This is a genomic window from Syntrophus buswellii (assembly GCF_046097065.1).
Lineage (GTDB): Bacteria > Desulfobacterota > Syntrophia > Syntrophales > Syntrophaceae > Syntrophus > Syntrophus buswellii.
Window position 1 is genome coordinate 804,306 of sequence record NZ_CP175563.1, and the last position, 26,271, is coordinate 830,576.

The 26,271-nt window shown below is 56.2% G+C and carries 20 protein-coding genes and 2 pseudogenes; 2 read left to right on the forward strand and 20 right to left on the reverse strand.

Annotated features, from left to right (window positions below; genetic code table 11):
- Positions 1-293: 293 nt before the first annotated feature.
- The gene (locus ACJ77P_RS03660; RefSeq protein ID WP_408999003.1) at positions 294-686 is read left to right on the forward strand and encodes a pyridoxamine 5'-phosphate oxidase family protein; all 393 of its coding nucleotides are present in this window, start codon (positions 294-296) and stop codon (positions 684-686) included.
- Positions 687-818: 132 nt separating this feature from the next.
- Here ACJ77P_RS03660 and ACJ77P_RS03665 read toward each other — a convergent pair whose 3' ends face one another.
- The 13 genes and pseudogenes from ACJ77P_RS03665 to ACJ77P_RS03725 form a co-directional block, all read right to left on the reverse strand.
- The gene (locus ACJ77P_RS03665; protein ID WP_367359624.1) at positions 819-2,054 is read right to left on the reverse strand and encodes an OFA family MFS transporter; all 1,236 of its coding nucleotides are present in this window, start codon (positions 2,052-2,054) and stop codon (positions 819-821) included.
- Between the two features lie 215 nt (positions 2,055-2,269).
- The gene (gene fdhF / locus ACJ77P_RS03670) at positions 2,270-4,957 is read right to left on the reverse strand and encodes a formate dehydrogenase subunit alpha (RefSeq protein WP_367359623.1); all 2,688 of its coding nucleotides are present in this window, start codon (positions 4,955-4,957) and stop codon (positions 2,270-2,272) included.
- 169 nt (positions 4,958-5,126) lie between these two features.
- Positions 5,127-6,735: pseudogene (locus tag ACJ77P_RS03675) on the reverse strand (IS1634 family transposase).
- A gap of 121 nt (positions 6,736-6,856) precedes the next feature.
- Positions 6,857-7,713 (reverse strand): annotated as a pseudogene (locus ACJ77P_RS03680) (IS630 family transposase).
- 87 nt (positions 7,714-7,800) lie between these two features.
- On the reverse strand, positions 7,801-8,829 hold the full coding sequence (gene hydE, locus ACJ77P_RS03685) for a [FeFe] hydrogenase H-cluster radical SAM maturase HydE (protein WP_367359620.1): 1,029 nt from the start codon (positions 8,827-8,829) through the stop codon (positions 7,801-7,803).
- A 40-nt stretch (positions 8,830-8,869) separates the two neighbouring features.
- A complete protein-coding gene (gene hydG, locus ACJ77P_RS03690) occupies positions 8,870-10,264 on the reverse strand; it encodes a [FeFe] hydrogenase H-cluster radical SAM maturase HydG (RefSeq protein ID WP_408999004.1) in 1,395 nt (464 codons plus the stop codon).
- A 19-nt stretch (positions 10,265-10,283) separates the two neighbouring features.
- Positions 10,284-10,535: a TM1266 family iron-only hydrogenase system putative regulator gene (locus tag ACJ77P_RS03695; protein WP_367359618.1), complete on the reverse strand. Its 252-nt coding sequence runs from the start codon at positions 10,533-10,535 to the stop codon at positions 10,284-10,286.
- Positions 10,536-10,876: 341 nt separating this feature from the next.
- Positions 10,877-12,271: an aspartate ammonia-lyase gene (locus tag ACJ77P_RS03700; RefSeq protein ID WP_367359617.1), complete on the reverse strand. Its 1,395-nt coding sequence runs from the start codon at positions 12,269-12,271 to the stop codon at positions 10,877-10,879.
- A gap of 58 nt (positions 12,272-12,329) precedes the next feature.
- Entirely contained in the window at positions 12,330-13,088 is a 759-nt protein-coding gene (locus ACJ77P_RS03705) for a SagB/ThcOx family dehydrogenase (protein WP_367359616.1), read from the reverse strand.
- 26 nt (positions 13,089-13,114) lie between these two features.
- On the reverse strand, positions 13,115-13,804 hold the full coding sequence (locus ACJ77P_RS03710) for a flavodoxin family protein (protein WP_367359615.1): 690 nt from the start codon (positions 13,802-13,804) through the stop codon (positions 13,115-13,117).
- 487 nt (positions 13,805-14,291) lie between these two features.
- The gene (locus ACJ77P_RS03715; RefSeq protein WP_408999005.1) at positions 14,292-14,516 is read right to left on the reverse strand and encodes a hypothetical protein; all 225 of its coding nucleotides are present in this window, start codon (positions 14,514-14,516) and stop codon (positions 14,292-14,294) included.
- 394 nt (positions 14,517-14,910) lie between these two features.
- Positions 14,911-15,426 (reverse strand): Slp family lipoprotein, encoded by a 516-nt coding sequence (locus ACJ77P_RS03720; RefSeq protein WP_367359613.1) that lies wholly within the window; start codon positions 15,424-15,426, stop codon positions 14,911-14,913.
- Entirely contained in the window at positions 15,423-15,947 is a 525-nt protein-coding gene (locus ACJ77P_RS03725; protein WP_367359612.1) for a Slp family lipoprotein, read from the reverse strand. Before ACJ77P_RS03725 ends, ACJ77P_RS03720 begins: the two co-directional genes overlap by 4 nt.
- A gap of 507 nt (positions 15,948-16,454) precedes the next feature.
- Between ACJ77P_RS03725 and ACJ77P_RS03730 the strand changes: the two genes are divergently transcribed.
- Positions 16,455-16,850, forward strand: a complete 396-nt coding sequence (locus ACJ77P_RS03730; RefSeq protein ID WP_408999006.1) for a lectin-like protein — start codon at positions 16,455-16,457, stop codon at positions 16,848-16,850.
- Between the two features lie 250 nt (positions 16,851-17,100).
- Here the strand turns inward: ACJ77P_RS03730 and ACJ77P_RS03735 are convergent, their stop codons facing one another.
- The 7 genes from ACJ77P_RS03735 to ACJ77P_RS03765 all read right to left on the reverse strand — a co-directional run bounded on the left by ACJ77P_RS03735 (position 17,101) and on the right by ACJ77P_RS03765 (position 26,258).
- Positions 17,101-17,865 carry a type III pantothenate kinase gene (locus ACJ77P_RS03735; RefSeq protein WP_367359610.1) on the reverse strand — a complete coding sequence of 255 codons (765 nt, stop codon included), beginning with the start codon at positions 17,863-17,865 and terminating at the stop codon, positions 17,101-17,103.
- Positions 17,866-17,877: 12 nt separating this feature from the next.
- Complete coding sequence (locus ACJ77P_RS03740; protein WP_408999007.1) at positions 17,878-18,702, reverse strand: biotin--[acetyl-CoA-carboxylase] ligase; 825 nt, start codon at positions 18,700-18,702, stop codon at positions 17,878-17,880.
- Between the two features lie 3 nt (positions 18,703-18,705).
- A complete protein-coding gene (gene nadC, locus ACJ77P_RS03745) occupies positions 18,706-19,557 on the reverse strand; it encodes a carboxylating nicotinate-nucleotide diphosphorylase (protein ID WP_367359608.1) in 852 nt (283 codons plus the stop codon).
- Between the two features lie 9 nt (positions 19,558-19,566).
- Positions 19,567-22,230 carry a valine--tRNA ligase gene (locus ACJ77P_RS03750; protein WP_408999008.1) on the reverse strand — a complete coding sequence of 888 codons (2,664 nt, stop codon included), beginning with the start codon at positions 22,228-22,230 and terminating at the stop codon, positions 19,567-19,569.
- A 156-nt stretch (positions 22,231-22,386) separates the two neighbouring features.
- The gene (gene miaA, locus ACJ77P_RS03755) at positions 22,387-23,376 is read right to left on the reverse strand and encodes a tRNA (adenosine(37)-N6)-dimethylallyltransferase MiaA (RefSeq protein WP_408999009.1); all 990 of its coding nucleotides are present in this window, start codon (positions 23,374-23,376) and stop codon (positions 22,387-22,389) included.
- Between the two features lie 23 nt (positions 23,377-23,399).
- On the reverse strand, positions 23,400-25,280 hold the full coding sequence (mutL, locus tag ACJ77P_RS03760; protein WP_408999010.1) for a DNA mismatch repair endonuclease MutL: 1,881 nt from the start codon (positions 25,278-25,280) through the stop codon (positions 23,400-23,402).
- 144 nt (positions 25,281-25,424) lie between these two features.
- A complete protein-coding gene (locus ACJ77P_RS03765; protein WP_408999011.1) occupies positions 25,425-26,258 on the reverse strand; it encodes an MBL fold metallo-hydrolase in 834 nt (277 codons plus the stop codon).
- Positions 26,259-26,271 lie beyond the last annotated feature (13 nt).

Consider the following 26,271-nt stretch of genomic DNA (forward strand, 5'->3'; position numbering starts at 1 on the left):
TTTTGCTACGGCATCTCGACGGCGACTGTCAAGAGTTTTGTTTTCTTCCGTTTTCATTTCCGAGCAAGACAGCACGCTAAAAAATTTGATAAATTGTCTTCATTTTTTTAAAGACCTGGAATTTATTTTTTTGGAAAAATGATTAATATTATTATTCTTGATAGAGGAGATTCACTCGAACAGAGGTTGAATCAGCACCACCGGGGATGGACCGCGTTGTGACGGATGCGGCGAAAGAGGGCTAAGGCCATAAAAACCAACAGTTGTACACAGACCAGAAAGGATGGAACATCATGGATCTGAAAGCTTATTTCGATCAGACGGAGGGAACGGGAATCCTGGCTACGGCGGACTCAGCCGGGAAAGTCGATGCTGCGATATACAGCAGACCCCACATTCTGGAGGATGGACAGATTGCCTTTATAACTGCCGACCGCCTGACGCATCAGAATCTTCAATCCAATCCGCATGCCGTCTATCTGTTTATTGAGGCCGGTCAGACCTGGAAAGGGAAGCGGCTGTATCTCCTTAAGACAAAAGAAGAATCCGATCCGGACAAGATTGAATCCCTGTCAAGACGGAAATATCGCCAGGATTCTGAGGGCAATAACACTCGCAAGAGGTTCCTCGTCTATTTCTCCCTTGAAAAGGAGCTTCCCCTTGTGGGTGTTAACGAGGAACCATGAAGGCCGGGGAAAACGCAGCATGACCCAGAATAAGTGGACGGGAAGATGACGCAAAGAAGGGCGCCGTTTATCATCTCTTTCAACGGCGCCCTTCTTTTAAGATATAAGATATTTCCCTGATGAAGGGTTTCCTTAGGCCTTTTCAGGCTTCTTGTAGATCAGTGCCAGAACAAAACCGGCAATCAAAAGACCCGCGGCCACATAAAGTGCAACAGGCTTGATCGCCGGGCTTGAGAAAACGAGCGGTCCGGCAACACCGGCGCAACCCCACGCCGTCAGCATCATGCCATAGATTCTGCCGATATTGGCGGGTCCGAAGGAATCCGCGGCAAAGGCGGGCATGGTTGCAAATCCGCCGCCGTAACAGGCGAGAAGGTAGCAGGCGGCAATGGTATACATCGTCACATTGGCAATCTGAGGCAGGTAAATGTAAAGGGCAGCCTGGGTGGCGAACATGGTCATGAAAACCCCTTTCCTCCCGATCAGATCGGAGGTCCAGGCCCAGAAGAGACGGCCCAGGCCGTTGAAAATAGCTGAAATCGCGACAATGGAACCACCGGCCACGGCCAGCGCTTCGGGGGTGATCCCCGGCGTCGCCTTTTTAATGACATCCTGCGCCAGGGGGGACAACTGGGAAATCAGTCCCAGTCCGGCGGAGACGTTCAGGAACAGCATTCCCCAAAGCAAATACCACTGGGGAGTTTTAAGGGCCTGGTTAAAGGTGAAGGAATCGGCCGCGGAAACACCACCTCCGGCTGAAGGAGAAAATCCCTTGGGCAGCCATCCTGCGGGCGGGTTCTTGTAGAACTGAGCGGCGCCTGTTACGGCAATCAGGAAGATAACGCCCCAGATGTAGAATGTTTTAGCCATTCCCATGGAGAGGATCATGCCGGGGGCGATTTTACCCATGAAAAACGCGCCGGCGCCGAAGCCCATGACGGCCAGCCCCGTGACCAGGCCGCGCTTGTCAGGAAACCAGCGGATGAGGGTGGCGATCGGGGTCACATAGCCGAACCCGTTACCCAGGCCGGCTATGACACCAAAGCCGAGCCACAGCAGCGGCAGGCTCCCTACCTGGTCGGCGTAGCCGGCTATCAGGGTTCCAAGGCCGAAAAGGATACCGCCGATCGTAGCGACGAACTTCGGCCCCTTCTTGTCCACCAGCATGCCGCCGAACGCAGCGGAGATGCCGATCATGGCCATCAGAATCATCATGGTGGCCTGGGTGCTCGGCTCACTCCATCCGTGAACGGTCATGAGAGGTTTTTTGAAAACTGACCAGGCATAGACAGTACCCAGACACAGCTGCATGACGATGGCAGCTCCGGCAATGATCCAACGCTTGCTCTCTAAATTTTCGTTACTCACCTATGAATACCTCCTTGAATCAATATAAAATCCCCACTCTAAAATACGCTCCCCCCTTTATAGGCAATTGAAAATAAATTCAAGGAAAAAAATCTCCTCAGATGACAAGCGTGTCTCCAAAGGAGCGTCTTAAGGAAAAACGAAAGGTATTCAGGAGATAAACGATTATGCTCGTCTTACTCCTGAATACCTTAACGGGGGAGATGAACTTTTGATTAAGCGCATTTCCTAAGCTTAACGGCGCAGACCTTGTACTCCGGTATATCGGCCACCGGGTCGAGGGCTGCGATGGTCAGCCGGTTGACAGCGGCTTCGCTGTAGTGGAAGGGAATAAAGACCACACCTTTCTCAACGCGCTTTCCGACGTCAGCTTTGAGCGTAATCGAACCTCGTCGCGAGGACACTTCGATCTCGTCACCCGGCTTGATTCCCAGCTCTTTCGCGTCAGAGGGGTGTATTTCCACAAAGGCCTCCGGTGTCCGGGAGACAAGCCCCAGAGAGCGGCGGCTCATGGTGGCGGTGTGGTATTGGTACAGGATGCGGCCCGTCGTCAGTACGAAGGGGAACTGCTCATCCGTCTGCTCGGCGGCCGGAACGTATTCGGTGACCGAGAAGAGGCCCTTTCCTCTCGTGAAGGTGATTCCGTGCAGAATGGGCGTGCCGGGGTGATCGAGGGTGGGACAGGGCCACTGAATGCCGGTCTTGCCAATGCGCTCGTAGGTAATGCCCTTGTACGAGGCGGTCACATTGTTGATCTCGTCCATGACATCTTTTGCTGTTGCGTATTTCCAGCCAGCCCCCATTTTGTTCGCCAGGAGCTTCAGGATTTCCCAGTCATTCCTGGCCTCACCCGGAGCGCTTACGGCCTTGCGAACCATCTGGACCCGGCGCTCGGTATTGGTGAACGTGCCTTCCTTTTCGGCCCATGTGCATGAAGGCAGAACGACATCAGCCAGTAAAGCAGTTTCGTTGAGGAAGATATCCTGCACAACCAGCAGATCCAGCTTCGACAGGCAATGTTCGACATGGGACAGATCAGGGTCGGACATCATGGGATTTTCGCCCATGACCAGGAGAGCCTTGATGGTTCCTGCTCCTGCCCCCTCGATGATCCTGGGAATGGTGAGCCCCGGATTGGGATTCAGTTCCACTCCCCATGCATCCTCGAATTTCCTGCGATGTTCCTCGTTGGCCACCTGCAGATACGCGGTGAAATTGCCGGGCAGGCAGCCCATGTCGCAGGCTCCCTGAACATTGTTCTGGCCCCGAAGGGGATTGACTCCTGTGCCGGGTTTCCCGATATTGCCTGTGATCATGGCCAGGTTGGCCAGGGATTTCACCGCATCCGTGCCGGTGATATGCTGTGTGATGCCCATAGCGTAAAGGATGGAAGCGGCCCCTGCCTTTGCATAGAGCCGGGCGGCTTCGATGAGATCCTCTCCTGGTATTGATGTAATGCTTTCGACATACTCGGGTGTATATTTTTTCACAGCCTCCTTGACGGCCTCAAAATTCTCGGTGCGCTCGGAAACGAATTTACTGTCCAGGAGATCTTCATCGATGATGATGTTTATCAGGCCGTTGATCCAGGCGATGTCCGTCCCCGGTTTCTGGCGCAGGTGCACTGTGGCGAACTTAGCCAGTTCGATGTTGCGCGGATCGGCCAGAATGAGCTTGGCGCCCCGCTGGGTTATGGCGCGTTTGACGACTGTTGCAATGACAGGATGATTCTCTGTGGTATTTGACCCCGTGATCAGAAAGCAGTCGCTTTGGCCCAGGTCGGTGATCGAGTTGGTCATGGCTCCGGAACCGAAGGAAGCGGCCAGACCGGCCACTGTGGAGCTGTGTCAGAGACGGGCACAATGGTCCACATTGTTGGTGCCGACCACCGCGCGAAGGAGCTTCTGGAACAGGTAATTCTCTTCGTTGGTGCAGCGCGCCGATGACAGCCCCGCGATGGCATCGGCCCCGTGAGCTTGTTTGATCGAAGCCAGCTTTTCACCCACAAAACCTGCGGCCTCGTCCCAGGAGGCCTCCTTCAGCTCTCCATCCCTTCGAATCAAGGGCTTGGTCAAACGTTCGGGATGGTGAACATAATCGTAACCGAACCGTCCCTTGATGCACAGGCTGCCGAAATTCGGCGCGGGCATCCCTTCACGGTCCGTGGTTACCTTGACGATTTTGCCATTCTTGACGCGGACATCCATCTGGCAGCCGACCCCGCAGTAGCTGCAGGTGGTCCGGACCTTTTCCAGGTCCCTGGTTCGGCCCTGGAAACGCCCCTGCTTTTCGTACAGGGCTCCAACAGGGCAAACACGCAGGCATTCCCCGCAAAAGACGCAGTTCGATTCTTCATAACGCTGGCCGAAGGGAGGCCCGACCTTGGAGTTCGATCCTCTGCCGATATAATCGAGGACCAGATTGACCTGGATCTCGTTGCAGGCCCGCACGCAAAGGCCGCAGAGGACGCACTTGTTCATGTCGCGCACGATCATTTCATTGCCCGTTTCACCGGGAAGGAGGGTCGCAGGCCCATCGAAGCGCGGAGCGTCGAGGCCGAGTTCATAGGCCAGATCCTGCAGAACACAGTCACCGCTCGATTCGCAGGTGATGCAGTTGTGGTGGCCCTGGGTCATGAGCATCTCCACGATGATCCTGCGGGCGTTCCGCACCCGCTCGGTATTCGTGGACACAACCATCCCGTCGCCTGCGGGCATCGCACAGGCGGCCATCAAGGAGCGCGCCCCCTCAATCTCGACCACGCACACGCGGCAGGCGCCAACGGGTTTAACCTGTTCCTGGTGGCACAATACGGGGATATGGATACCGGCAGACTTGGCTACCTGGTATATCGTCTGTCCGGGGCTGAACTCGATTTCCTTTCCGTCGATAATAATTTTCATGAAGCCTCCTGATGCTGATTTTTATGCTAAATAAAACAACACGGAATATGATTGAATATGGAGATCTTGTCAAGACAGATTATTTGTAATTTATCATTACATGTCCGGTGCGTGGAGATGAATAACTCGACTTTCGCACAAGTTTACATATGCTTCCTGAATTCCCGGATCATTGTAGCGAGGGGGGAGGTGTGGCGCCCAGTTTTGCGTAGAGATCCATTTGGTGTTTCGTTGTTTCACCAAGCTGTAGTTTCTTCCCCGGCACTTCAAAGCACTCGATCCTGTCGAGTTCATCTAAAACTTCCTGTTAGGGTATAGTCCTTGAAGAGTTTGTTTTCCTGCATTTTACGGCTGATGTAGGATAGAAAGATGAGGGCGATGAACTGCACAAACAGCTTGCCGTCCAAGCTTTGTTCTGAGGAAACAGACAGGCGGTGGAGGTTCAGCCGTTCTTTCAGATTTTCGAAGGCCTTTTCCACAAGGTCCTTGTTCCTGTAGGTCGAAAGGGCCTCAATAGGGTCTTTGATTTCGTTGCTCAACAGAGCGAAGTAACCGTAGTTGCGTTTCGCCTCTGCAATGGCCTCTTCCTTGGCAATGATTTTCATGCCTCGAACCGGTGTGGTTTTCATCTCAAAATATTGGGCGTACTGCTTCTCGTGATCAGGATGGCGCTGATCGCTTTCCAACTCCGCCTGCAAATTGGCCAACCGACTATTGAAGGCTTTTTCATCTTCCAAAGCCCGATCAGGGGAATAATACAGATGAAGGTACATCCGGCGATCCGCGTTGAGCGTGTCCCCTCGATAGGGTCGATCCTGGACATAGCTCCATGTAATCGGTAAGGAATAGGCGTAAAGTTGGTAGTTCTGATGGTAATAGGTCCAGTTGCGCATTTTATCCCGAACGGATTCCAAATGGGTCTGCACAAGCTTCAGCGATAACCTGGCGGCAATCAGAAACGTGATATGATGCCGATACAGGTCGTTGATGCTGGCGGCACTGAAAAAGCCCCGATCCATGACCACGTTGATCTTCTCATATCCCAGGGTGTTCATGTCGGCCAGAACTTTTCTCAGGGTTTTCACATCGGGAATGTTTCCTGCCAGTTTCCGGTAATAGAAAGGCAAACGGGATTCTTGCCCGAAAAGCAAAGCCAGGTTGATCTGTTCCAGGAGTTCGTGATTCTTGCTGTTCCCGCAACGCACCTGCCTGAGACATTTGGAATAACTGGAAACGGACGTACTGTCGTAGGCAAGATATTCCCTCTCTACCCGCCGTTTCCCCTGAATCCGGAAAAATCGTTGCCGGGCTTCCTCGGTAATGGATGCGAAGAGTTCGCTGCTCCGCTGTGAGAGGATAACCGCGCCATGAGGGTGGCGATGGATTGCGGCCCATCGGGAAAATCGACTCAGAGGATTTCTATCCTCAAGTATCAGGTAATAGGCAATGGACAGGATCTGTCGATAACTCTCGGGGAAGCATGTCTTCAGATCTTCCGTCACACCCGTGTCCTCTCCGATGCGGTCAAAAAGATAGGTGGCGCCATAAAAACTCCGCGCGGTCCTTGTTATCGGCACTGGCCCTCGCTTGATTTTTTCTCCGGCGATGTCTTGTGCTTTTTTTCTGGTTGGAACGACTTCTTGCGTTTGGGGATCCAGTCTCCCGATGCATTTGCGCTTCGCCCGAGACTGTCGTTTATCCTTGTCCCAGTAGGAAATCGATTCGTATGCGTAGGTGACCCCTGTCTTTTTGTTGGTCTGATAGACGATAGCCGGCATATGCGATCCCCCTCTCGTTACAATTATATGCATTGTAACGATGTGCAATGCAAGAAGAAATCGCTCTTCTCTCCGTCCTATCGAAGACTTACTCTATTGCTCGTTACACTTTCTCGGGAACTCAGGGTGAATAGGAAGGAAGATAGAAAACCTCTGCCTGTTCCTTATGTTCCTCCAGCCATTGCTTGACAATTTTGCCATGATGAACACGAAGATTACCCAGAATGAGAAAGATCTTCCGGTCGGAACCTTTGATCAGACGAGTCATGACTTGATCAAAAGCTCGGCATTCATGGCATTTTGGTACATCATGAAACGAACTTTGCCGCCATTGGTGATGGACGATATCATGCTGACACGGCTCTTTTTAGCTACCATCCTGATGACCGGTTTTTCTCCTTTGGGGGCAAAACCCCGGACACGATTGGCACCTGTCTGAACACCCGTCTCATCACCCCAGTGAATTTCTGCCTTCTGTTGCTTCGCTCGCGTGGCTATGATCGGATAATCCTCATCCAGCCACTTCTTCACTGCCTCAGTATTCTGCTCGTTGGCGCGCTTTACCGGTTTCTGTGTGGTCAACCCCCAGCGATGGAGATATTCTCCAACCGTCCGGATAGGCATATCGACTTTATAGAGCCGCTTGATCAACAATCTCACGGCATCTCGCGTCCACAGGGCAAAGGGCATTTTCATCTGGTCCGGCATCTTGTCAATCAATGCCTTTTGAATTTCCCTTTCTTGATCCGAGGAAAGTGTCCGTTGCCCTCCTGTGCGGCGACCGCGTCTTCCAAGCTGGATTGCCTTACCGCCTTCCTTCTTGTAGCGCTGCCATATCGTGCTGGCATGACTTTCACTGATGCCCACACCCTCAGCTACTGCTCGGTTGGAAAAACCCTGCTTACGAAGTCGAATAATCTGTTTCCGTATCTGATGTTGGGTCTCTGGGCTATGCTTGCGTGCGTCTGTCTTTTCCATATTTGTAGGATAGCGCGGAACACATTTAATTTATATATTTATTTGCCGACGCAATGATATTCTCTATCTCTTCAGAGTTTATTGTATTTATGGAAGAATCGTGCGGCCGTAACGGTTCAATTCTTTTTCCAGGAGATTCAGGATGGATAAGGGGTCTCCAGAATCGGCCGATCGGCCGGGATAGAGATCATAGAGGCGGCGGTATGCCGGCGGGGTAAAATCCGGCATGAACACGTTGGCGCCGGAGGCAAGGGCCTTCAAACGCCCTTCGGGATGAAGGACGGACATGGCGGTGGTGGCGGGAAGATGGATGACCGGACGGGTCAGCCGGACAAGCGCCAGGATGGTCAGAACCGGCAGAACCTCCCCGGGGGGACAGGAGGACAGGGGGGTCTGCGGATGAGGGAGGAAAGGGCCGATCCCTGCCATATCCGCATTCAAGGAGTCGATCAGGGAAATGTCGTCAGCCAGAACGGCGGCATCCTGACCGGGCAGCCCCACCATATTTCCCGAACCCGTTTCAAAGCCCAGGTCTTTGAGCCACCCCAGGCACGTCAGCCTGTTTTCGAGCCGGGAACCGGGGCGAAGGCGATGGTACAGGGACGGCGAAGCCGTTTCGTGTTTGAGCAGATAGCGGTCGGCTCCGGCTTGCCGGAATGCCTGGTATTCCTCCCGCGGCCGTTCCCCAAGGGAAAGGGTGATGACCAGACCGGTCTCCCTTTTGATGGATTCGATCAGGCGGCAGAGCTTTTCCGCGTCGTAAAAGGGATCTTCTCCGGATTGCAGAACCAGCGTCCCGATGTTCGCCCTCTTGACGGCAAAAGCCGCTTCCAGGATTTCCCGATCGGTCATCCGGTAGCGCTTCAACTGCCGGTTTGCCTGCCGCAGGCCGCAGTACAGGCAGTTCCGCTCACAATAATTCGAAAACTCGACGATGCCGCGAAGATGAACGACATCCCCGACGGTTTCTTTTCTTCGGGCATCGGCCGCAAAAAAAAGCGGCTGCAGGGCTTTCTCATCCCGCAGGGAAAGAAGGGCGATGAGATCCTCACGCCGGGGCGGGCCCGCTTCCTGAAGCCGTTCCAGGCATTCTTCCGTCTTTGAAGTCAACGTCATCGGTTTCTTATGCCCGAGCCGCCGCGAAGGGAGAGGCCGTTCATATGAAGAGATCCCGTTCGCCCTGTTCGATTCTTTCGAGACGCTCCTCAAGAATCCGCCGCGTTTCCGGCTTTTCGGTCTCCGCCAGAAGCTGGGCCAGCAGGCGCTCTCCCACCTCCAGGGTCCTGGGAGAGGCATAATCCATGAGATATTCCTTGAAGGTCATCATGGCGTTGCTGCGGCAGAAGTGCTGAATCAGGCCGGGTTTGGCCAGGTCCATGAAATCCCGGCCCGTCCGTCCGAGGCGGTAACAGGCCGTACAGAAGCTCGGGATATGCCCCCTGATCGCGATGTCATGGATGACCTCGTCCGCCGTTCTCGTGTCTCCGAGATTGAACTGCGCGGCGCGGAAATTTTCGCTGGAATCCTTCGTGTAGCCTCCGGGATTTGTTCTCGAGCCCGCACTGATCTGAGAAATTCCCAGCTCAAAGACGGCCGTCCGGATTTCAGGCGATTCCCGCGTGCTCAGGATCATGCCGGTATAAGGAACCGCCATTCGGATAATGGCCACGAGCTTTTTAAACTCATCATCGCTGACCGGGCAGGGTGGGGAAATGGCGGCCGGGGCATTAAAAGCAGGCTCCAGCCTGGGAATGGAAATGGTGTGGGGGCCGACGCCGCAGTCCGCCTCCAGGGTCCGGGCATGAATGAGAAGCCCCAGGACTTCGTAACGGTAATCGTACAATCCGAAAAGGGCACCTATCCCGACGTCATCGATCCCCCCTTCCTGCGCCCGGTGCATCGCCGTGAGCCGCCAGGCGAAATCAGCCTTGGGGCCGCTGGGATGCATGGTCTTGTAGGTTTCGTGATGATAGGTCTCCTGAAAGAGGACATAGGTGCCGATGCTGGCCGCCTTCAAGCGCCTGAAGTCGGGTGCGCTCATGGGGGCGATCTCCACGTTGATGCGCCGGATTTCGCCACCCTCGTCGGTGCGGGTGGCATAGGCCGTCTCAATGGCCTCGATAAAATAATCAAGGCTGGAGCGGCTGGGATGTTCCCCGCAGAGCATCAGAAGGCGTTTATGTCCCTCTCTCTCGATTGCCCGGACTTCTTCCGCGATCTGATCCATGGTGAGGGCGACCCGGTTGAGATCCTGGTTGTCTCTACGGAAGCCGCAGTACAGGCAGTTGTTTGAACAGTAGTTGGCGATATACAGGGGTGCGAACAGAACGAGACGATTGCCGTATATGCCTTGCTTGATTTCCCTGGCCGCTTCGAAAATCGCCTGGAGCAGCTCCGGGTCCTCGGTCTGCAGAAGGACCGCCGTCTCTTCCACCGTCAGCCCCTTTAATTTTTTTGATTTTTCAATGATGTCAAGAACGTGCTTGTGATCGGGGGATTCCGATTTTACCAGCAGATCCTCAATTTCCCCATCTCTTATGAAATCTTTCATGAAATCATTCCTTTCGATGTTATGAGGTTTTCTGAAGCGCCGATTTGACCTTGACGCCTGTCAGGGTCCCCAGCTTTCCCGTCATGGCTCCGATCTCGTCCGTGGTGCCATGAACAATGAGCGACAGGATGTGCAGTCCGGAAGGGGGGTAGGGAAGGCCCATCCGCCCGATGATAATGTCGCCGTATTCAGACAGAATCCTGTTGACCGAAGCGGCCTGTGCGGACCGCTGAGTAATGATGATGCTGATGGTGCCGATTCTTCTGTTCATGGAATTTTTCCATAAAAAAAGAGGTTTGAGTCCCGCAGGGAATCAAACCTCTCTAGTCGCAAATGCCGGATCGTATCCTCATCCCCCTGCTTCCTGCAAATCCGTCTTTCCGAAATCGGGAGGTTCCAGATGCATTTCCTAAAGATATTTCATCCCCCTCGAGGTTAGAACGTCATCCTTCCCCTCAGGTATCAAAAGAGAGAGCCGTATTACAGGAAGCAAAAAAGATTTTTTCTTATCCTATAACGGCAAAATCCTGTCAACCTATTTTGGGTCGGCATTTTCCCGGGGGGCTGACCGGGATGGCGGTGAAACAACATCCACAAGTCCAGGAACGGGTCTCAACGCGGGGGGGATGTTTCCTTACGGTAGCCCAGCGCGGTCAACGCATAGGGCGACAGGAGTTTTTCGACCAGTTCCCTGCCGAGTTTCACTTCCAGGAAGGCTCGCACATTGGCATGCTTTTCCCGGTGAAACGTCGCAATCAGCTCTGTTGCCCGTTCATAACCGAGAAAAGGAAGCAGGGCGGTGAGGATCATGGGGCTGCGGTCGAGGTGGAATTGACAGCGGTCCCTGTCGGGGACAATCCGAAGGATGTGGCCCGCCAGCAGCTCGTCGATGCTGTCCAGAAGATGCAGGGACTCAAGCAGGGCGTGGGAAAGAAGCGGCAGGAACTCGTTGATCTGCCAGGTTCCCCGGCTCACCGTCTCGGCAATGATCACATCGTTGGCCATGACCTTGATGCCCGCCTGCATGGCGGCTTCCATCAGGACAGGATTGACTTTTCCGGGCATGACCGAGGAGCCGGCCTGCAGGGGCGGGAGGGAAATCTCCCCGGTGAAGTTGAGCAGTCTCAGATCGTTGGCGATTTTGATCAGGTTGGCCGCATGGGCCTTGAGGATGCCGGAAACCTCCACGAAGGTGTCTGCATGGGCCGTCTCCCCCATGAGATTCTCGCCGCGGGCCAGCCCCAGCCCCGTCACCTCGCGGAGCTTTTCGATGACGAGAAAGATGTAATCCCGCGGGGCGGTCAGCCCCGTGCCCACGGCCGTTCCGCCGATATTGACGACACGGAGCCTTTCCTCGCACTTGTAAGTGCGCCAGCGGTCCCGAGAAAGGGCTTCAGCAAAGGCGGAGAACTCCGCGCCCAATGTGACGGGAACGGCCTCCTGCAGTTCCGTGCGGCTGATCGTGACGATTTCACCGAAGGCCCTCTCCCTGTCCTGAAAGGCTCCCTGAAGGCGGGCAACGGACGAACTCAGACGCCGCAGACCCTGGATTCCGGCGATGCGGATGGCCGTTGGATAGGTGTCGTTGGTGGACTGATGGAGATTGACGTGATCCAGGGGATGAACGAGCCGGTAATCCCCCTTCTTCCCGCCGAGTTTTTCTATGGCCAGGTTGGCGATGACTTCGTTGAGGTTCATGTTGGTCGAGGTGCCCGCCCCGCCCTGCAGGGCGTCAACGGGAAAAGCATCCGAGGGTTTTCCCGCGGCAATGTCGTCACAGGCGGCAAGGATGGCCTCCGCCTTGTCCGTCGGCAGATAACGCAGTCCGGCATTGGCCTGGCAACAGGCTTTTTTCACCAGGGCCAGTGCCTTGATGAGCGCCGGATTCACCGGGGTTCCGCTGATCGGGAAATTGCTCAGCGCTCTTTGGGTGTGGATGCCCCAGTAGCAGTTCGCGGGAAGTTCGAGTGTTCCCAGTAGGTCTTCTTCCGTCCTCATTCCTGTCATAAAATTCATGCCTCTTTAGAAAAATTCGATGCAATGCCCCTTTGTTTTCATCATCGGATCAATTTCTCCTGCCCACGGAAGCCAGATAGATCGCAAATTCTTCTTCGCCGTCCACCCGGAGCAGCTTGTCCATTCGACTCTGGTCGTAGGCGCCGATCGCACAGGCTCCTGCGCCGATGGCTTCACAGGCAAGATAGAGATTCTGGCAGACATGACCGGCGTCAAGAGCAATGACCTTGTGGGCGGCGAGTCCGTAGCGCCATTCCATCCGATAGGGAACGGCCGTCCAGACAAAGGTGACGGCAGCCTCGCCCGGATAGGGCTGATCCAGGGCGGCACGAACGATTTTCCGCTCCAGGTTCTTTTCGGTAAATTCAAGGAGGAGCTGATGCTCCAGGGGAAGATAACGATAAACGCCCTGTTCCATTCCCGAGACATTGAGAATGACCAGGTAGGTTTCCAGGGCGTGGCGGCATCCTGCGGAAGGTACGGTTCTCAGGGCGTGGCCGGGATCGAGTTTCTCCTTGACCCCCTGGGTTGCCCAGAGCAGGAAGGACATCTCATCGAGGGAAAGAGGAGATCGGCGATAGGCCCTGCGGCTTTCCCGGTTTCCGATCGCCGCCGCCAGATCGATCTGTCCGATCTTCCCGAATTGCACGTTTCGCGGAAGGTCGACTCGTACGGCATCCTCTGCAAAGGGCTTTTCCAAGGGGGGCGGTTTGATGCCTCTATTCTGGTCGGTCTGGGAAAAATCGACAACCTTGCGGATGCTGTCCTTCAAAAATAATCGGTATACCTTGAAAAGGTCCTTGTCCATGATTCCTCCCCTTTCTGTTCAGCTTCTCATTTTTGTCGCCCTTCTCCCGGCTGTCTGGTGATCCTGTCCCAGTAGGCAGCCTCGTGGAGCCACTCGTCCCTGTGCATCTGGACAAGGGCGTGAAAGTATGCTGCGCTCTCAGCCAGGGCCTGTTGCTGATCCGGGTAGCCTTTCCCTGTCTTGAGATCCTCGGCCAGGGATTCCCCGAGCTGAAAGGACCGTTTCTCGGCATCCGCGAAAGCCTCCGGCCCCTCTGCCATGGATGTTCCAGCGGTACCGGAAACAAACGATCCGAAGGAGAACAGAACGTCACTCAAATATTCACGGACAAGATGATCCTGGCCAAGCCCTCCGGATGTTGCGACGGCCGCGCCATATTTTCCGGAAAACAGCTGGCAGTGGATTGTGTCGGCCATCCGATCGAACAGGCTCTTCATCTGGGCGGTAACCGACCGGATATAGTTCGGAGAGCCCATCACCAAACCGTCAGCGCCCAGCATCTTTGCATAGAGGTCCTGAAAGTCATCCTTCTGGGGACATCTTCCCGTTCTGTAACAGGCAAAACACCCCTTGCAGTAATTGATCTCCAACAGACCAAGATCCACCAGCTCCACGTCCAATCCCCTGGATTCCGCCCCATCGAGAACAGCCTTGACCAACCGGAGCGTCTGGCTTCTCGATCCGCGGGGGCTGGCGTTGATGCCCAATACCTTCATCCTCTTCCCTCCTCAATGTTCTATTCTGTTGGCGTTTCCGATCAGCCGCTTCAAGGCAAACGGCCGGAACAGTGCGCCTTTGCGGAGCGAAAGTCCAGCCGGTTCCTGTCGCCGCTCTTTCAAGCACCACCTGTTGCAATTTAGAAAATTATGCCCGAAGAAGCAAACAATTGTTCCCGAATGTCCGGCTCTATCCATGGGTTAAATTGCATGATTCCGGGGGAAGATGTTACGCCGTCCTTCTGGTATTCTGTAATTCCTGAGCGTAGCCTTTCCGGGCATAACAAAGCCCCTGTGAACTGTTCCCGTTCATCGAGGGGCTGACAGGGGTCCATCTGATCCATCTCGCCTTCTGGACTGACGACGCGTATGCCGTGCCCGGTCTGTCTCAGGGGGCAATCGCCACAGTAAATCCGGAATCTTCCTTATGGAAGCTTGGCCTGAAGAAGCTTGGTTCATACCAGTGCGGCAGAATCCTTTTCTTTGTTCATGAGATTTCAAGACTCTCCTTGATGCGGTTGGCCATATCCTGGAGCTTCCCGCTGCCGCCATCCACCAGAACCAAAAGAACATCTTCCCTGGCGTGGCCGTCCAATGCCTTCCCCATTCCCTCCCCGAGCGAACTCAGGGCGTTGTGAATTAAGCGGTCTGTATCCAGATTTCTTTTTTCATCTCCAGCGGGGGGGGCTGCCATCACCATCACTTTCATCATCGGTTCCTCTCATCCGTTATTTGTTCTTCCTCAAGGGATTAGTCCGTTATCCTTCCATCTTCAGCGCCGGCAAGGGATGAGGATGCATGATCCCTTGACGGCATGGCATATAACCCGCTGCGGCCTGTTGAAACCCATGACGCTGTTCAACAGGGGCGGCGGGATAATCGCTATTCGTGAAACCCGAAGGACGACATCTTTAAAATGATTTGGTTGATATTAAGTTATTCGGCAGGTCGGGGCAAAACTTGAGGAATGATGCGGCTGTGATGCCTTGGGTTTGAAGGGCGGGCTATCCCGGGGGTGCGATCATGAAGGCAACCCGGCATACACAAATTTGCCTGCAACGGGGAGGACAAAGAGGCGGTCTCCAGGCGACCTCCGGTTTCGATACTCACCACCAGTATGGATATCCCGGCCACCATGGATAGGGATAGCCCCACCCGTAGGGCGGCCCCCAGTACTGGGGATCCTGTCTCTCTTCCCACAGGCGGATTTCCTGGGCTTCCAAGACGGGATAGGCATAGAGAATCTCTCCAATGTTCTGCTCTTCCTTCCCGATGATGACGCCTGCAATCGTTATTTCACGCCCTTTGCTGTAGATGTACGGGTCGAGAAAACCCTTGCAGCGCACCAGAAATCGCCCAGGTGATCTGGCGGTATTGGTGGGACGCTTTTGAAAATCGAGATCCGTCTGCATGACCTTAAGGACGGTTTCATCCCGGCGGTTCAAGGCGTCGATAACGACGCCGCCCCAGATGACCACTTCCCCACGGTAGCGATCGGGTTCCTTCTGGACATCGGATACGGATACGGCGAGTTGTGCATCCCTCATCAGATTCTGGGGAAAAGGCGCACAGGCCGTTGCCAGGATAAGAGAGAACAGGGCAAGGATCAAAGATCTTTTCATCGGATGACGCCTCCCACTCCAATGCCGATGCCGATGCCAAACCTCGGTCCGTCATGGATCTCCACCGGCTTCCAGACATGAAGTTCTTTCGGAAGTATGACAGGATAGGTATATTCGATCTCGCCGAGGGGGAGAACCTTTGTACCCTGAACCTCACCGGCAACCGTGATCTTCCGCCCCCTTGCATAGATCGCCGGGTCCAGGAACCCCTGGAACAGGACCAGAAAACGGCCGTGACTGAGGTCGGTCGTCCTGGGCTGATCCTCCCAGCCGAGAGGTTTCTGGACGACCTCAATCCAGCTTGCCTCCTTTCTCACCGTCGTTGCCACAATCTCCCCGCCCAGCAGGACCATCGTGCCGGCGTGCCGCTCCGGATTGCCCTTCAGCTCCTGGAAGGTGATACCGGGATTCACGCGGTCCCGAACCGGTTTGGAGATAACGGAAGTGCAACCCGTTATGTAAAACGGAAATACGATCAGGGATAACAAGAAGAAGATCCGGAAACGTCTTCGGAGAATCATGACAACCCCCGTTTTCTGCCGTTTGAAGAGAAATCCGGCATGCCCGTTTTGCTCGAGGCGTTCTTATTTTATAAAGGATTAAGGGGCAAAGATCAATCACCACTGCATCATCCATGAACAAAACCGGGCTGAACTTTCACTCCTGACATGAACCGGTCTGTCACGTCAATGACATGGTCCTGCCCGCGGCAATGTCCCGTTGCTTCGCCTTTTCTGCCAGTCGTTCGCTGTTGCCGTCTCTTGTTCTCAGCGCTCAACCAGCACGGCCTAGGTAAAATTCATTATGAACGGAACTCTATAAACTGAGCCATAAATCAGGAATTTCCTCAATTGACACCTTGTGTAAAGAGCTGTAATTTTCATGAAATCCAGACGGGTTACGGAAAAAAGGAGGCTGTTTCCCGTCCGTGAAAGAGAGCCGAAGTGGCCTCCCGTCAAAGGATGGTGAGAAAAAGTTCCTTGGTCAAGAGGATCCAAGAATTTTTCAGACCAGGTGCCGGAGGGGAGGTGGAATCCAGAAACAAGTGCAAGAGGATCATTCGGATCCATCTCGGATCCATCAACGATGCGGCTGAGCAGTCGTGGCTGCAAGGACAGTTTGCCGCGAGCAATCTCTGGATCGGTTTTACCGACCGAGTTACAGAGGGAACATGGGAATGGATCTCAGGCGAAGCGGTTACCTACACGAACTGGGCTGGTGGGGAGCCCAACGATTTCGGTGGTGAAGATTATTACGTTATGAACTGGAACAGCAAAGGGGAATGGAATGACCTCAATGGGGGTCAAGTCAACTATTGCGGCATCATAGAGACGGCTCCCGTCCCGCTGCCCTCCGCCCTTCTCCTGTTTGCACCCGGCCTGGCAGGTCTTGCGGCTCTCAGGAGAAAGTTCCGTCATTCGTAGACCATTCGGGATGAGAGGGCTTGGCCGTTTTGACCGACTCTCTCATCTCGTTTCAGGATGGCCTGACAGCAAAAGAGGCTGTCTCCAAACACAGAACCACCAGGCCATCGTGTCCCCCGTATTTGCTCCTCAGGCCGGTTCTTGAATGTCGACCGACATTCGACCGGAGCAGGCGCCTCTCCCGACTGGAAGGCCATTTCCTCTACAGAAACCGTATTGATAGACGACCTTGAGAAAAGGCGTTTGCTGATCAGCGGTTTCTCATGTAGATCAGGCGGAGCCCGTCCAGGGTGAGCATTTCATCCACGATGCCGATGCTTTTCGCCTCGCTTTGAACGACCCTGGCCAGACCGCCCGTGGCAATCACCAGGGGATTGGACTGGATCTCCTCTCTCATGCGGGCCACGATCCCGTCCACGAGGCCGGCGTAGCCGAAGATGATCCCCGCCTGCATGCTGCTGACCGTATCCTTGGCGATGATGGATTTCGGCGTACTGAAATCGACCCTGGGCAGCTTGGAGGCTCGTTTGAAAAGGGCTTCACTGGAGATGACGATCCCCGGCGCGATGCATCCGCCCATGTACTCGCCCTTCTGGGAAACATAGTCAAAGGTGGTGGCCGTTCCGAAATCGACGACGATGGCTTCCTGTCGGTATTTTTCATAGGCCGCTACAGCGTTGACGATCCGGTCTGCTCCAACCTCCCGAGGATTGTCGTAGAAGATAGGCATTCCGGTTTTGATCCCCGGGCCGACGATCAGGGGCTCTACCTGAAAATACTTCTCGCAGACCCGTTCCAGGATATGAAGCATCGGCGGCACAACGCAGGAGATGATGATGTGCTGAATCGCCTTCGAGCTGATCTTGCTGGATTTGTAGAGGTTGTACATGAGCATGCCGTACTCATCCACCGTGTGTTCGATAACGGTTCGGATCCTCCAGTCATGGACCAGTTCCTCTCCGTCGAACACGCCGAGAACCGTGTTGGTGTTTCCCACATCAATGACTAAAAGCATAGGCCGTCCTTTTCATTTTTTCTTAACCGTCGCATCGCCGGCAAGGACGCGCGCTTCCCTGCCGTCGTCGTCCCGGAGCAGCAGGGCACCGCTTTCCTCCAGCCCGATCACTTCTCCAGCCTGGAGTTCGTCCCGGAAGATCACCTCGATGGGCTCCCCGACAATGCGGGCATACTGAAGCCAGCTTTCCCTCAGAGGGCCGAAGCCTTCGGCCAGATAGCGGGCATAGCGCCTTTCAACATGCTCATACAGGCCAACGGCAAGATCCAGGCGTGAGAGCATGCGACCCCCCGTTTCGTCCCGGAGGGATGTCGCCAGGTTCCGGAAGCTCTCGTCGAAATCGTCCTTCCTGATGTTGACGTTGATCCCGATGCCCACCACAACATAGTCAATCCCGTGACCGGAAGTCCTCATCTCCGTCAGGATGCCGCAGACCTTTTTCCCCTCGATCTGAACATCATTGGGCCATTTGAGTCGAATGGAGCCCGGACAGTACGTCGACAGGAGATCCGCGACGGCCACCCCGGCCAGGAGCGTCAGTTGAGGCGCGACAGCGGGTTCGATAGGGGGTTTGAGGAGAATGGAGGTGTACAGGTTGCGGCCGGGAGGGGACTGCCAGGGTCTCCGGAGGCGCCCCCGTCCCTGCGACTGCGAATCGGCGATTACGACGGTCCCTTCTTCCGCCCCGGAATGTCCCAGCGAAAAGGCGGCGCTGTTGGTGGAATCAATCTCCGGATACACATGAACGGTCCGCCCGATCCGCCTTCCCTGAAGCCTTTCCCGTAAAGCGGTTTCATTGAGATCCGATGGCAGGACTTGTAGAGTCTTTTCGGTCATGCTTCACCCCTGAGAGCTCACCAGAAGCGACAGGTCCGCCGCCTTTACCGAATGCGTCAAGGCGCCGGAGGAGATGAAATCCACACCCGTTTCGGCGATCTGCCGGACCGTTGCCAGCGTGACGTTTCCCGACGCCTCCAGGGGGACCCTGCCGTTGACCTTTCGGACAGCCTTCCGCATATCCGCAACGCTCATGTTGTCCAGCATGATGATATCGGCCCCTGCGGCGAGGGCTTCGTCCAATTCCTGAAAATTTTTCACTTCCACTTCGATTTTCAGGGTGTGGGACGCCGCCTGCCGGGTCCGGGATACGGCCTCGCCGATGCCGCCCGCCGCCTCAATGTGATTCTCCTTGATCAGGATGCAGTTGCCGAGGCCGAAGCGGTGGTTGGTTCCTCCGCCGATCCGCACGGCGTATTTGTCCAGGATGCGCAGCCCCGGAACGGTTTTCCGGGTGTCCAGAATCTTTGCCTTCGTCCCGGAAACGGCTTCCACATATTGCCGGGTTGCCGTGGCGATGCCGCACATCCTCTGGAAGAAATTCAGGGCCACCCGCTCCGCCATCAGAATGCCGGCCAGGGGGCCTGAAATTTCGGCAACCACCTGCCCCCGCTGGACCTGCATACCGTCCGGCAGACAGGATGTTCTTTGGATCCGGTCATCGACCAGGAGAAAAACCTCGCCAAAGATGTCCCCGCCGGCAACCACCAGGTCCGATTTGGCCACCACCCGCGCATGCCCCTTTTCCTGCCCGGTCAGTACGGATGCCGTGGTCACGTCACCTGAGCCGATGTCTTCCGCCAGGGCGGCACGGATCAGGGTCTCCATCATGAATTTCGGTACAGAAAGCATCATGGGAAACTCCTAACGTTCTTCCATGGTCTGAAATTTCTTGTAGGCCGCTTTCAAAAGGACGTGCTTTTCCCGCAGGGCCTTGTGCTTTTCTTCTTCCTTCCGGATGACGGCCTCAGCCGCCTTTGCCAGAAAATCACGGTTGGCGAGTTTTCGGGAAACCTGTGCCAGGTCCTTGTCCAGTTTTGCCATTTCCTTTTCCAGCCGGGCTTTTTCCTCGGCGATGTTGATGAGGCCTTCCAGGTGGACAAAAACGCGCATGGAGCCGACCACGCCGGTGGCCACGCCCCTGGGTTCCTCCATGTCTCCCTGGATTTCCAGCTCCGCCAGAGCGGCCAGATTGATGATGTCGCCCTGCGCCGCCGTCATCAGCGCCTTTTCCCCGTCCTGAGGAGCGGAAAGAACGGTCCGGAGCTTCCGGGAAGGGGAAATTCCCATCTCGCCCCGGATGTTGCGGATGGAGGTGATCACATCCATGACCAGGCCCATCTGCCGTTCCGCCTCATCGTCGATTTTTCCTTCATCGGCCTCGGGGAACGTGCTGACCATGATGGATGTCCCGTCATGGGAAAGCTTCTGCCAGATCTCTTCCGTGACGAAGGGCATGAAGGGGTGGAGAAGCTTCAGTCCGTCCTGAAGAACCTCTTTCAGGGTGGCCTGGGCCGCCAGGCGCCTTTCCGGTGTTTCCCTGCCGTACAGGGCGGGTTTGGCAAGCTCCAGATACCAGTCGCAGAGCTCATGCCAGAAGAAGGCGTAAACGGCAGCGGCGGCGTCGTTGAAACGGTATTCGCTGAGGCTGCGGACAACCTCGCTGGCAGTTTTCTGAAGCCGGCTCAAAATCCATTGATCCTTCAGGGATTTTTCCGCTGTGGCGACAACACTTCCTTCAGCCGGATAATCTTCAAGATTCATCAGGGAGAAGCGGGCGGCGTTCCAGATCTTGTTCACGAAGAATTTATAGCCTTCGATGCGCTCCTCGGACATCCGGACATCCCTTCCCTGTGCGGAAAAGGCGGCCAAGGTGAACCGGAAGGCATCGGTTCCATACTTGTCGATCATGTCCAGGGGGTTGATGCTGTTCCCCTTGGACTTGCTCATCTTCTCCCCCTTTTCGTCCCGCACCAGGGCGTGGAGATAAACGTCCCGGAAGGGAACGTCATGCATGATGTATTTGCCCATCATCATCATCCGGGCCACCCAGAAGAAGAGGATGTCGAACCCGGTGATTAAGAGCGAGGTGGGATAAAATGTTTTCAGGGCGGGCGTCGAGTCCGGCCAGCCCAGGGTGGAAAAGGGCCAGAGGGCGGAGCTGAACCACGTATCCAGGACATCTTCCTCCTGCCGGAGGGAGGCATTCCCGCAATCGGGGCAGGCATCGGGATCCTGCGTGGAGACGATCATCTTCCCGCAGGAATCGCAGTACCAGACGGGGATGCGGTGTCCCCACCAGATCTGCCGGGAGATGCACCAATCCCGGATGTTGTTCATCCATTCGTAATAGGTCGCTTCCCACATGGGCGGGACAATGCGGGTTTTCCCCTTCACCACGGCGCTGATGGCCGATTTGGCCAGGGGCTTGATCTTGACGAACCACTGTTTGGAAACGGCGGGTTCGATGTCGGTTTTGCAGCGGTAGCACTGTCCCACGTTATGCATGTACGGCTCAACGCTGATCAGAAAACCCTGCTTCTCCAGATCGGCCACGACGTTCTTCCGGCATTCGTAGCGGTCCTGACCCTGGTAGGGGCCGCCGTTTTCGTTGATGGCGGCGTTTCCGTCCATGATGTTGATGATTTCCAGCGAATGCCGTTCGGCCATGGCAAAGTCGGCGGGGTCGGAGGACGGCGTGATTTTTACCGCCCCGGAACCGAAATCCATGGTCACGTAGTCATCGGCAATGATGGGAATTCTGCGGTTCACCAGGGGAAGGAGCACGTTCCTGCCCACGAGATCCTTGTAACGGGGATCGTCGGGGTGAACCGCCACCGCCGTATCTCCCAGCATCGTTTCCGGGCGGGTGGTCGCCACGGTGATCTCACCGCTGCCGTCGGCAAGGGGGTAGCGGATGTTCCAGAGGGAGCCGGCCTCCTCCTTGTACTCGACTTCGAGATCGGAGATGGCGGTGTGGCAGCGGGGGCACCAGTTGACGATGTAATCCCCCTGATAGATCAAATCCTCATTGTAGAGGCGGACAAAAACTTCCCGGACGGCACGGGACAGCCCGTCGTCCATGGTGAACCGCTGACGCTCCCAGTCGCAGGAGCATCCCAGCCTCTTCAACTGATTGATGATGACCCCGCCGAACTTGGCCTTCCACTCCCAGACCCGCTCGATGAACTTCTCCCGGCCGAGATCATGGCGTGTCAACCCCTCCCGGGCCAGTTCCTGTTCCACGACGTTCTGTGTGGCGATGCCCGCATGATCCATTCCCGGCATCCAGAGGGTATTGAAACCCTGCATGCGCTTGAAGCGGACGATGATGTCCTGAAGCGTGTTGTTCAGGGCATGCCCCATGTGGAGGATTCCCGTCACATTGGGCGGCGGGATCACAATGGCGAAAGGAGGTTTTTCCCCTTCGTCCTCCGCATGAAAAAAGCCGGCATCCAGCCAGTATTGGTACCATCTTTCCTCAACTTCCCGAGGTTCATACGCTTTGCTTAAAGACCCTTTGTCCATGACAGGTGCTCCAAAAATGACAAGGGCGGCAGGTATGCCGCCCTGATGCTCCCTTGTCCCACCTTCGGGAAGTCGGCCCTGCGCCCTTTCGAGTAGATTTCTATTCGAATGCAAGAACTTGTTATTTCAAGGCGCATCCTTATCTTTATCCCTTGTCTAAGTCAAGGGATTTTGCAGTGTTCCCCCGCTCTGGAGGGGGGATCTGCTGGTGGGATTTCTCTCCAGAAGGCGTCGGGCAGACTGAAGAATCCCCTCCCTGTCCCCGGCGTCAAACCAGGAAATCTCCGGATCAGCGCCGAACCAGGTCAGCTGGCGCTTGGCGTAGCGCCGGGTTTCCCGCTTGATCGAAGTTACCGCTTCCTCAAGGCCAAGGGTGCCTTTCAGGACCCTGACCAACTGCCGGTAGCCCAGGGCCTGCATAGGCTTGAGATCCCCGGAAAAGCCCATATCCAGCAGGCCCTGAACTTCTTCGAGGAATCCCAGCGCCATCATTTGATCCGTCCTGGCTTCGATGCGCTCATAAAGGCGGGGACGTTCCATCCGCAGACCGATTTTCAGGACCGAATAGGGCCGCTGGGCAAAACCATGATCCTGCTGCTGGTCCACGATCGAGACGCCGGTGAGTTCCAGGACCTCCAGGGCCCTGACTGTCCGCGCCACATCGTTGGGATGGATGATCGCTGCGGCGCGACTGTCCTTCGTTTTCAGGATCTCGTACAGGCCGGGTTTTCCCTCCCGCTCCAGAATGGCGGCATAGGATCGGCGCAGTGCCTCATCGGCACCGGGACCATCGAAGAGCCCCCCCAGGAGGGCGCGGATATAAAGACCTGTTCCCCCTGTCACGACGATTCCCTTTCCCCGGCGATGGAGATCGGTGATGGCGGCCCTGGCCCGCTCCATGAAGGAGGCTGCACTGAAGGGTTCATCGGGATTCACGATGTCGATGAGATGGTGACGAACCTGACCTTGTTCGGCGGGTGTCGGCTTCGCCGTTCCGATGTCCATATGGCGATAGACCTGCATGGAATCGGCGCTGACGATTTCGCCGTTGCAGAACTCCGCCAGGGCGATGGCCGTCCGGGTTTTGCCTGCGGCGGTGGGACCCATCACCACGATGAGGCGGGGCTTTTCTTGCTCCCTGATCATGTTATCCTGCCCGCTCCCATGCATTACCGGCGCTTGAACATCCGTTCGATCTCCCGCTGGGGATAGAGAACATAGACCGGTCTTCCGTGAGGGCACGTGGCGGCAAAGGGGGTGGAATCCAGATCCCGGCACAACTGCCCCACTTCTTCACGGGTCAGGTGGTGACCGGCCTTGACCGCTCCCCGGCAGGCCAGGAAGGCGTAAATTCTGTCCCTCTTTTCTGCAAGGGAAAGAGCCCGCTCCCGTTCGGAAAATTCGGAGATCAGATCCTTTGCGAGCGCCCCCGCTTCCAGATGGGCCAACAGGGCGGGCAGGGCCTTGACAACCACCGAGTCGCCGCCGAAGGGCTCCGCTTCGACACCGGCCTCCTCAAGCAGAGGGATCAGGTCGGAAATCCGTTCAAAGTCAGCCTTGGACAGGCTGAGGACTTCAGGGATCAAAAGCCCTTGAACGGCCTGCTTTCCCCTCTCGGCCCCGCCTTTGATCTTTTCAAAGAGGACCCGCTCATGGGCGGCATGCTGGTCGACCAGGATCATTCCTTCGGGGGAGGGGAAAATCAGATAGGTCTCCCAGAGAGAGCCGATACAGTCCAGGTCGGTAAAGACGGGACGGGAAAGATTCCGCGGCGGAGCCGGCTCGAACAGATCAGGCGCTGCAGGATCTCCTTCCGATTTCCGGGTCCGGGACGGCGGCCAAGCCGTCCGGGCCTGCAATCCCATCTCGGGGCTGACAGCCGATTGCATTCCCGTTCCTGGCTCGTGTCCCTTCCCATACATCAGCTTCCGGCTTCCCGAAGCCAGGGAATACCGCCGCAACGCCTCGGAAACCCGGGATGTGTATTCCTCCCGCAGCATGGGGCTTTCCTCGAGGGCCCCGGAAGGCCCGTGGGAGTGCTCGATGGAAGGGGGCTGAGCCAAGCCGCGGAGCATGAGGGACAGGGCCTCGACAACCGCCTCGTAGACGATCCGCGGCTGCCGGAAGCGCACTTCCAGCTTTGCGGGGTGGACGTTCACATCCACATCGGCCGGATCCAGATCGATATAGAGAACCGCCGCCGGGTAGCGCCGCGGCTCGATGACCCTTCGGTAGGCCGTCATGACCGCATGGTTGAGAAGGTAATCCTTGACGTGCCGCCGGTTGACAAACGTGTAGATCTGCTTCGTCGTTGCACAGGTCAGGTCGGGCTGGGAGGCAAATCCGTAAACCTTGAGCCCGGCGGTGGCGCCCTCAATCGGCCGCATCCGTTGGGAGTCCCTCTGTCCGAGGACGATGGCGATCCGCTCCGCCAGGCGGGGCGTTGCCGGGTAGGAGAAGAGTTCCCGCCCCTTGGCGAGAACCCGGACTCGAACCTCGGGGTTTGCCAGGGCCAGCCGGGTAATCACATCGAGGCAGTACGACCGCTCCGTGTTTTCGGATTTGAGGAATTTCTTGCGAACGGGCACGGAATCGAAGATCCGGCTCACCGTCACGGTCGTCCCGACGGGGCAGCCCGCCTCTGCTCTTTCGATCATTTTTCCCGCTTCGACAATGATCCGTATACCCGCCAGCGCCTCCGGGGTCCGGGTCACCAGCTCCGTCCGGGATATGGAGGCGATGCTTGCCAGGGCTTCCCCGCGGAAGCCGAAGGACCGCACCCGGTAGAGATCGTCGAACTCCGCAATTTTGCTGGTGGCGTGACGGGCAAAGGCCAGCGGAACATCCTCGGCGCTGATGCCGCTCCCGTTGTCGGAAATGCGGATCAGTCCGCAGCCGCCCTGTTCCAGTTCAATGGTGATCTCCGTCGCCCCGGCATCGAGGGCATTTTCCATGAGCTCTTTGACGATGGACGCCGGTCTTTCCACGACTTCGCCGGCGGCGATTCTATGGGTCAGCGTTTCGGGAAGAAGGTGAATTCTGCGGCTCAAAGAGTTGCTCCAGTTCATTGGGATCTTTTAAGGAAAGGGCCATCGCGGCCCGGGTGGGATGGCCTTCCGCGGCTTTCCGGCATCCCTGCCCAGGGCTTGAGGCTATCAGAAACGATTGCCCGATGCAATGCCGAAGAGAAGGGCTCAAGGGCACACCCGCCGCCGCAGGAACAGCCGTGAAACTTCGACGTCTGCCAGGGCATTCTGGGGGTGAGCGATCCTGTACCCATGTCCGGGATAAAGAATCCGGGGGACAAGCCCCGTCCGGAGCTTGTCATAGGTCCTTTTCGTTATCTTCCGGCTCCAGCAGAAGGTGTTCAGCCTGCCCGGACCGTTTTTGACCGTGTTGATCACCAGGTCGCCGCAGATCAGCTCCCTCGTGACAGGGTTGTAAAAGCTGAGGGAATCTTCGGTATGGCCCGGTGTTTCTATGACTTTCCAATCACCGAAACCGACAGGGCAGGCTTGGGGGCACTTTCGCCGTCCATCGGCCGGATTCCGAGACGGAAAAAGGTCCAGATCGAAGTACCGGATCCGCGTTTCCGGGCAGGGCGGTTTGATCAGATTTCTCAATCCCGGGAGAGGAATTCCGGAGAGGCTTTCAACGCGCAGATGGTCAAACCTCCTGACGTAGCGGCTGCACCACAGGGAGGCGGGCATAAAACCGACGAACCAGCTCCGGATCAGGGACAGTTTTCTTTTCCCGTGGAAGTACTCCCCAACCAGGGGAGAAAAGAGGATCTCTGTCGATGGCGGACATTTTTCCAGGAAAGTTCCCATTCCGCCAATATGGTCGATATGAAAATGGGTCGCCGTAACAAACCGGACATCTTCGATGGACAGGTCCGGACGGCCGGCAAGAAACCGTTCGACATCCCTCGCGGCGCCGATGCTGCCCACGTCAACGACCATCAGGCCGTCTGCTCCGGAGATGACATAGGCCTGTGCAAAGCCGCAATCTGGAATCGCATGGACCATGGGAGTCGGGTGC

Bases quoted from the DNA above. Each gene is read 5' to 3' on its own strand.
- ACJ77P_RS03660 (WP_408999003.1), top strand. From the start codon at position 294: ATGGATCTGAAAGCTTATTTCGATCAGACGGAGGGAACGGGAATCCTG.
- hydE (WP_367359620.1), bottom strand. From the start codon at position 8,829: ATGACGTTGACTTCAAAGACGGAAGAATGCCTGGAACGGCTTCAGGAA.
- hydG (WP_408999004.1), bottom strand. From the start codon at position 10,264: ATGAAAGATTTCATAAGAGATGGGGAAATTGAGGATCTGCTGGTAAAA.
- ACJ77P_RS03695 (WP_367359618.1), bottom strand. From the start codon at position 10,535: ATGAACAGAAGAATCGGCACCATCAGCATCATCATTACTCAGCGGTCC.
- ACJ77P_RS03700 (WP_367359617.1), bottom strand. From the start codon at position 12,271: ATGACAGGAATGAGGACGGAAGAAGACCTACTGGGAACACTCGAACTT.
- ACJ77P_RS03705 (WP_367359616.1), bottom strand. From the start codon at position 13,088: ATGGACAAGGACCTTTTCAAGGTATACCGATTATTTTTGAAGGACAGC.
- ACJ77P_RS03710 (WP_367359615.1), bottom strand. From the start codon at position 13,804: ATGAAGGTATTGGGCATCAACGCCAGCCCCCGCGGATCGAGAAGCCAG.
- ACJ77P_RS03715 (WP_408999005.1), bottom strand. From the start codon at position 14,516: ATGATGAAAGTGATGGTGATGGCAGCCCCCCCCGCTGGAGATGAAAAA.
- ACJ77P_RS03720 (WP_367359613.1), bottom strand. From the start codon at position 15,426: ATGAAAAGATCTTTGATCCTTGCCCTGTTCTCTCTTATCCTGGCAACG.
- ACJ77P_RS03725 (WP_367359612.1), bottom strand. From the start codon at position 15,947: ATGATTCTCCGAAGACGTTTCCGGATCTTCTTCTTGTTATCCCTGATC.
- ACJ77P_RS03735 (WP_367359610.1), bottom strand. From the start codon at position 17,865: ATGCTTTTAGTCATTGATGTGGGAAACACCAACACGGTTCTCGGCGTG.
- ACJ77P_RS03740 (WP_408999007.1), bottom strand. From the start codon at position 18,702: ATGACCGAAAAGACTCTACAAGTCCTGCCATCGGATCTCAATGAAACC.
- nadC (WP_367359608.1), bottom strand. From the start codon at position 19,557: ATGATGCTTTCTGTACCGAAATTCATGATGGAGACCCTGATCCGTGCC.
- ACJ77P_RS03750 (WP_408999008.1), bottom strand. From the start codon at position 22,230: ATGGACAAAGGGTCTTTAAGCAAAGCGTATGAACCTCGGGAAGTTGAG.
- miaA (WP_408999009.1), bottom strand. From the start codon at position 23,376: ATGATCAGGGAGCAAGAAAAGCCCCGCCTCATCGTGGTGATGGGTCCC.
- ACJ77P_RS03765 (WP_408999011.1), bottom strand. From the start codon at position 26,258: ATGGTCCATGCGATTCCAGATTGCGGCTTTGCACAGGCCTATGTCATC.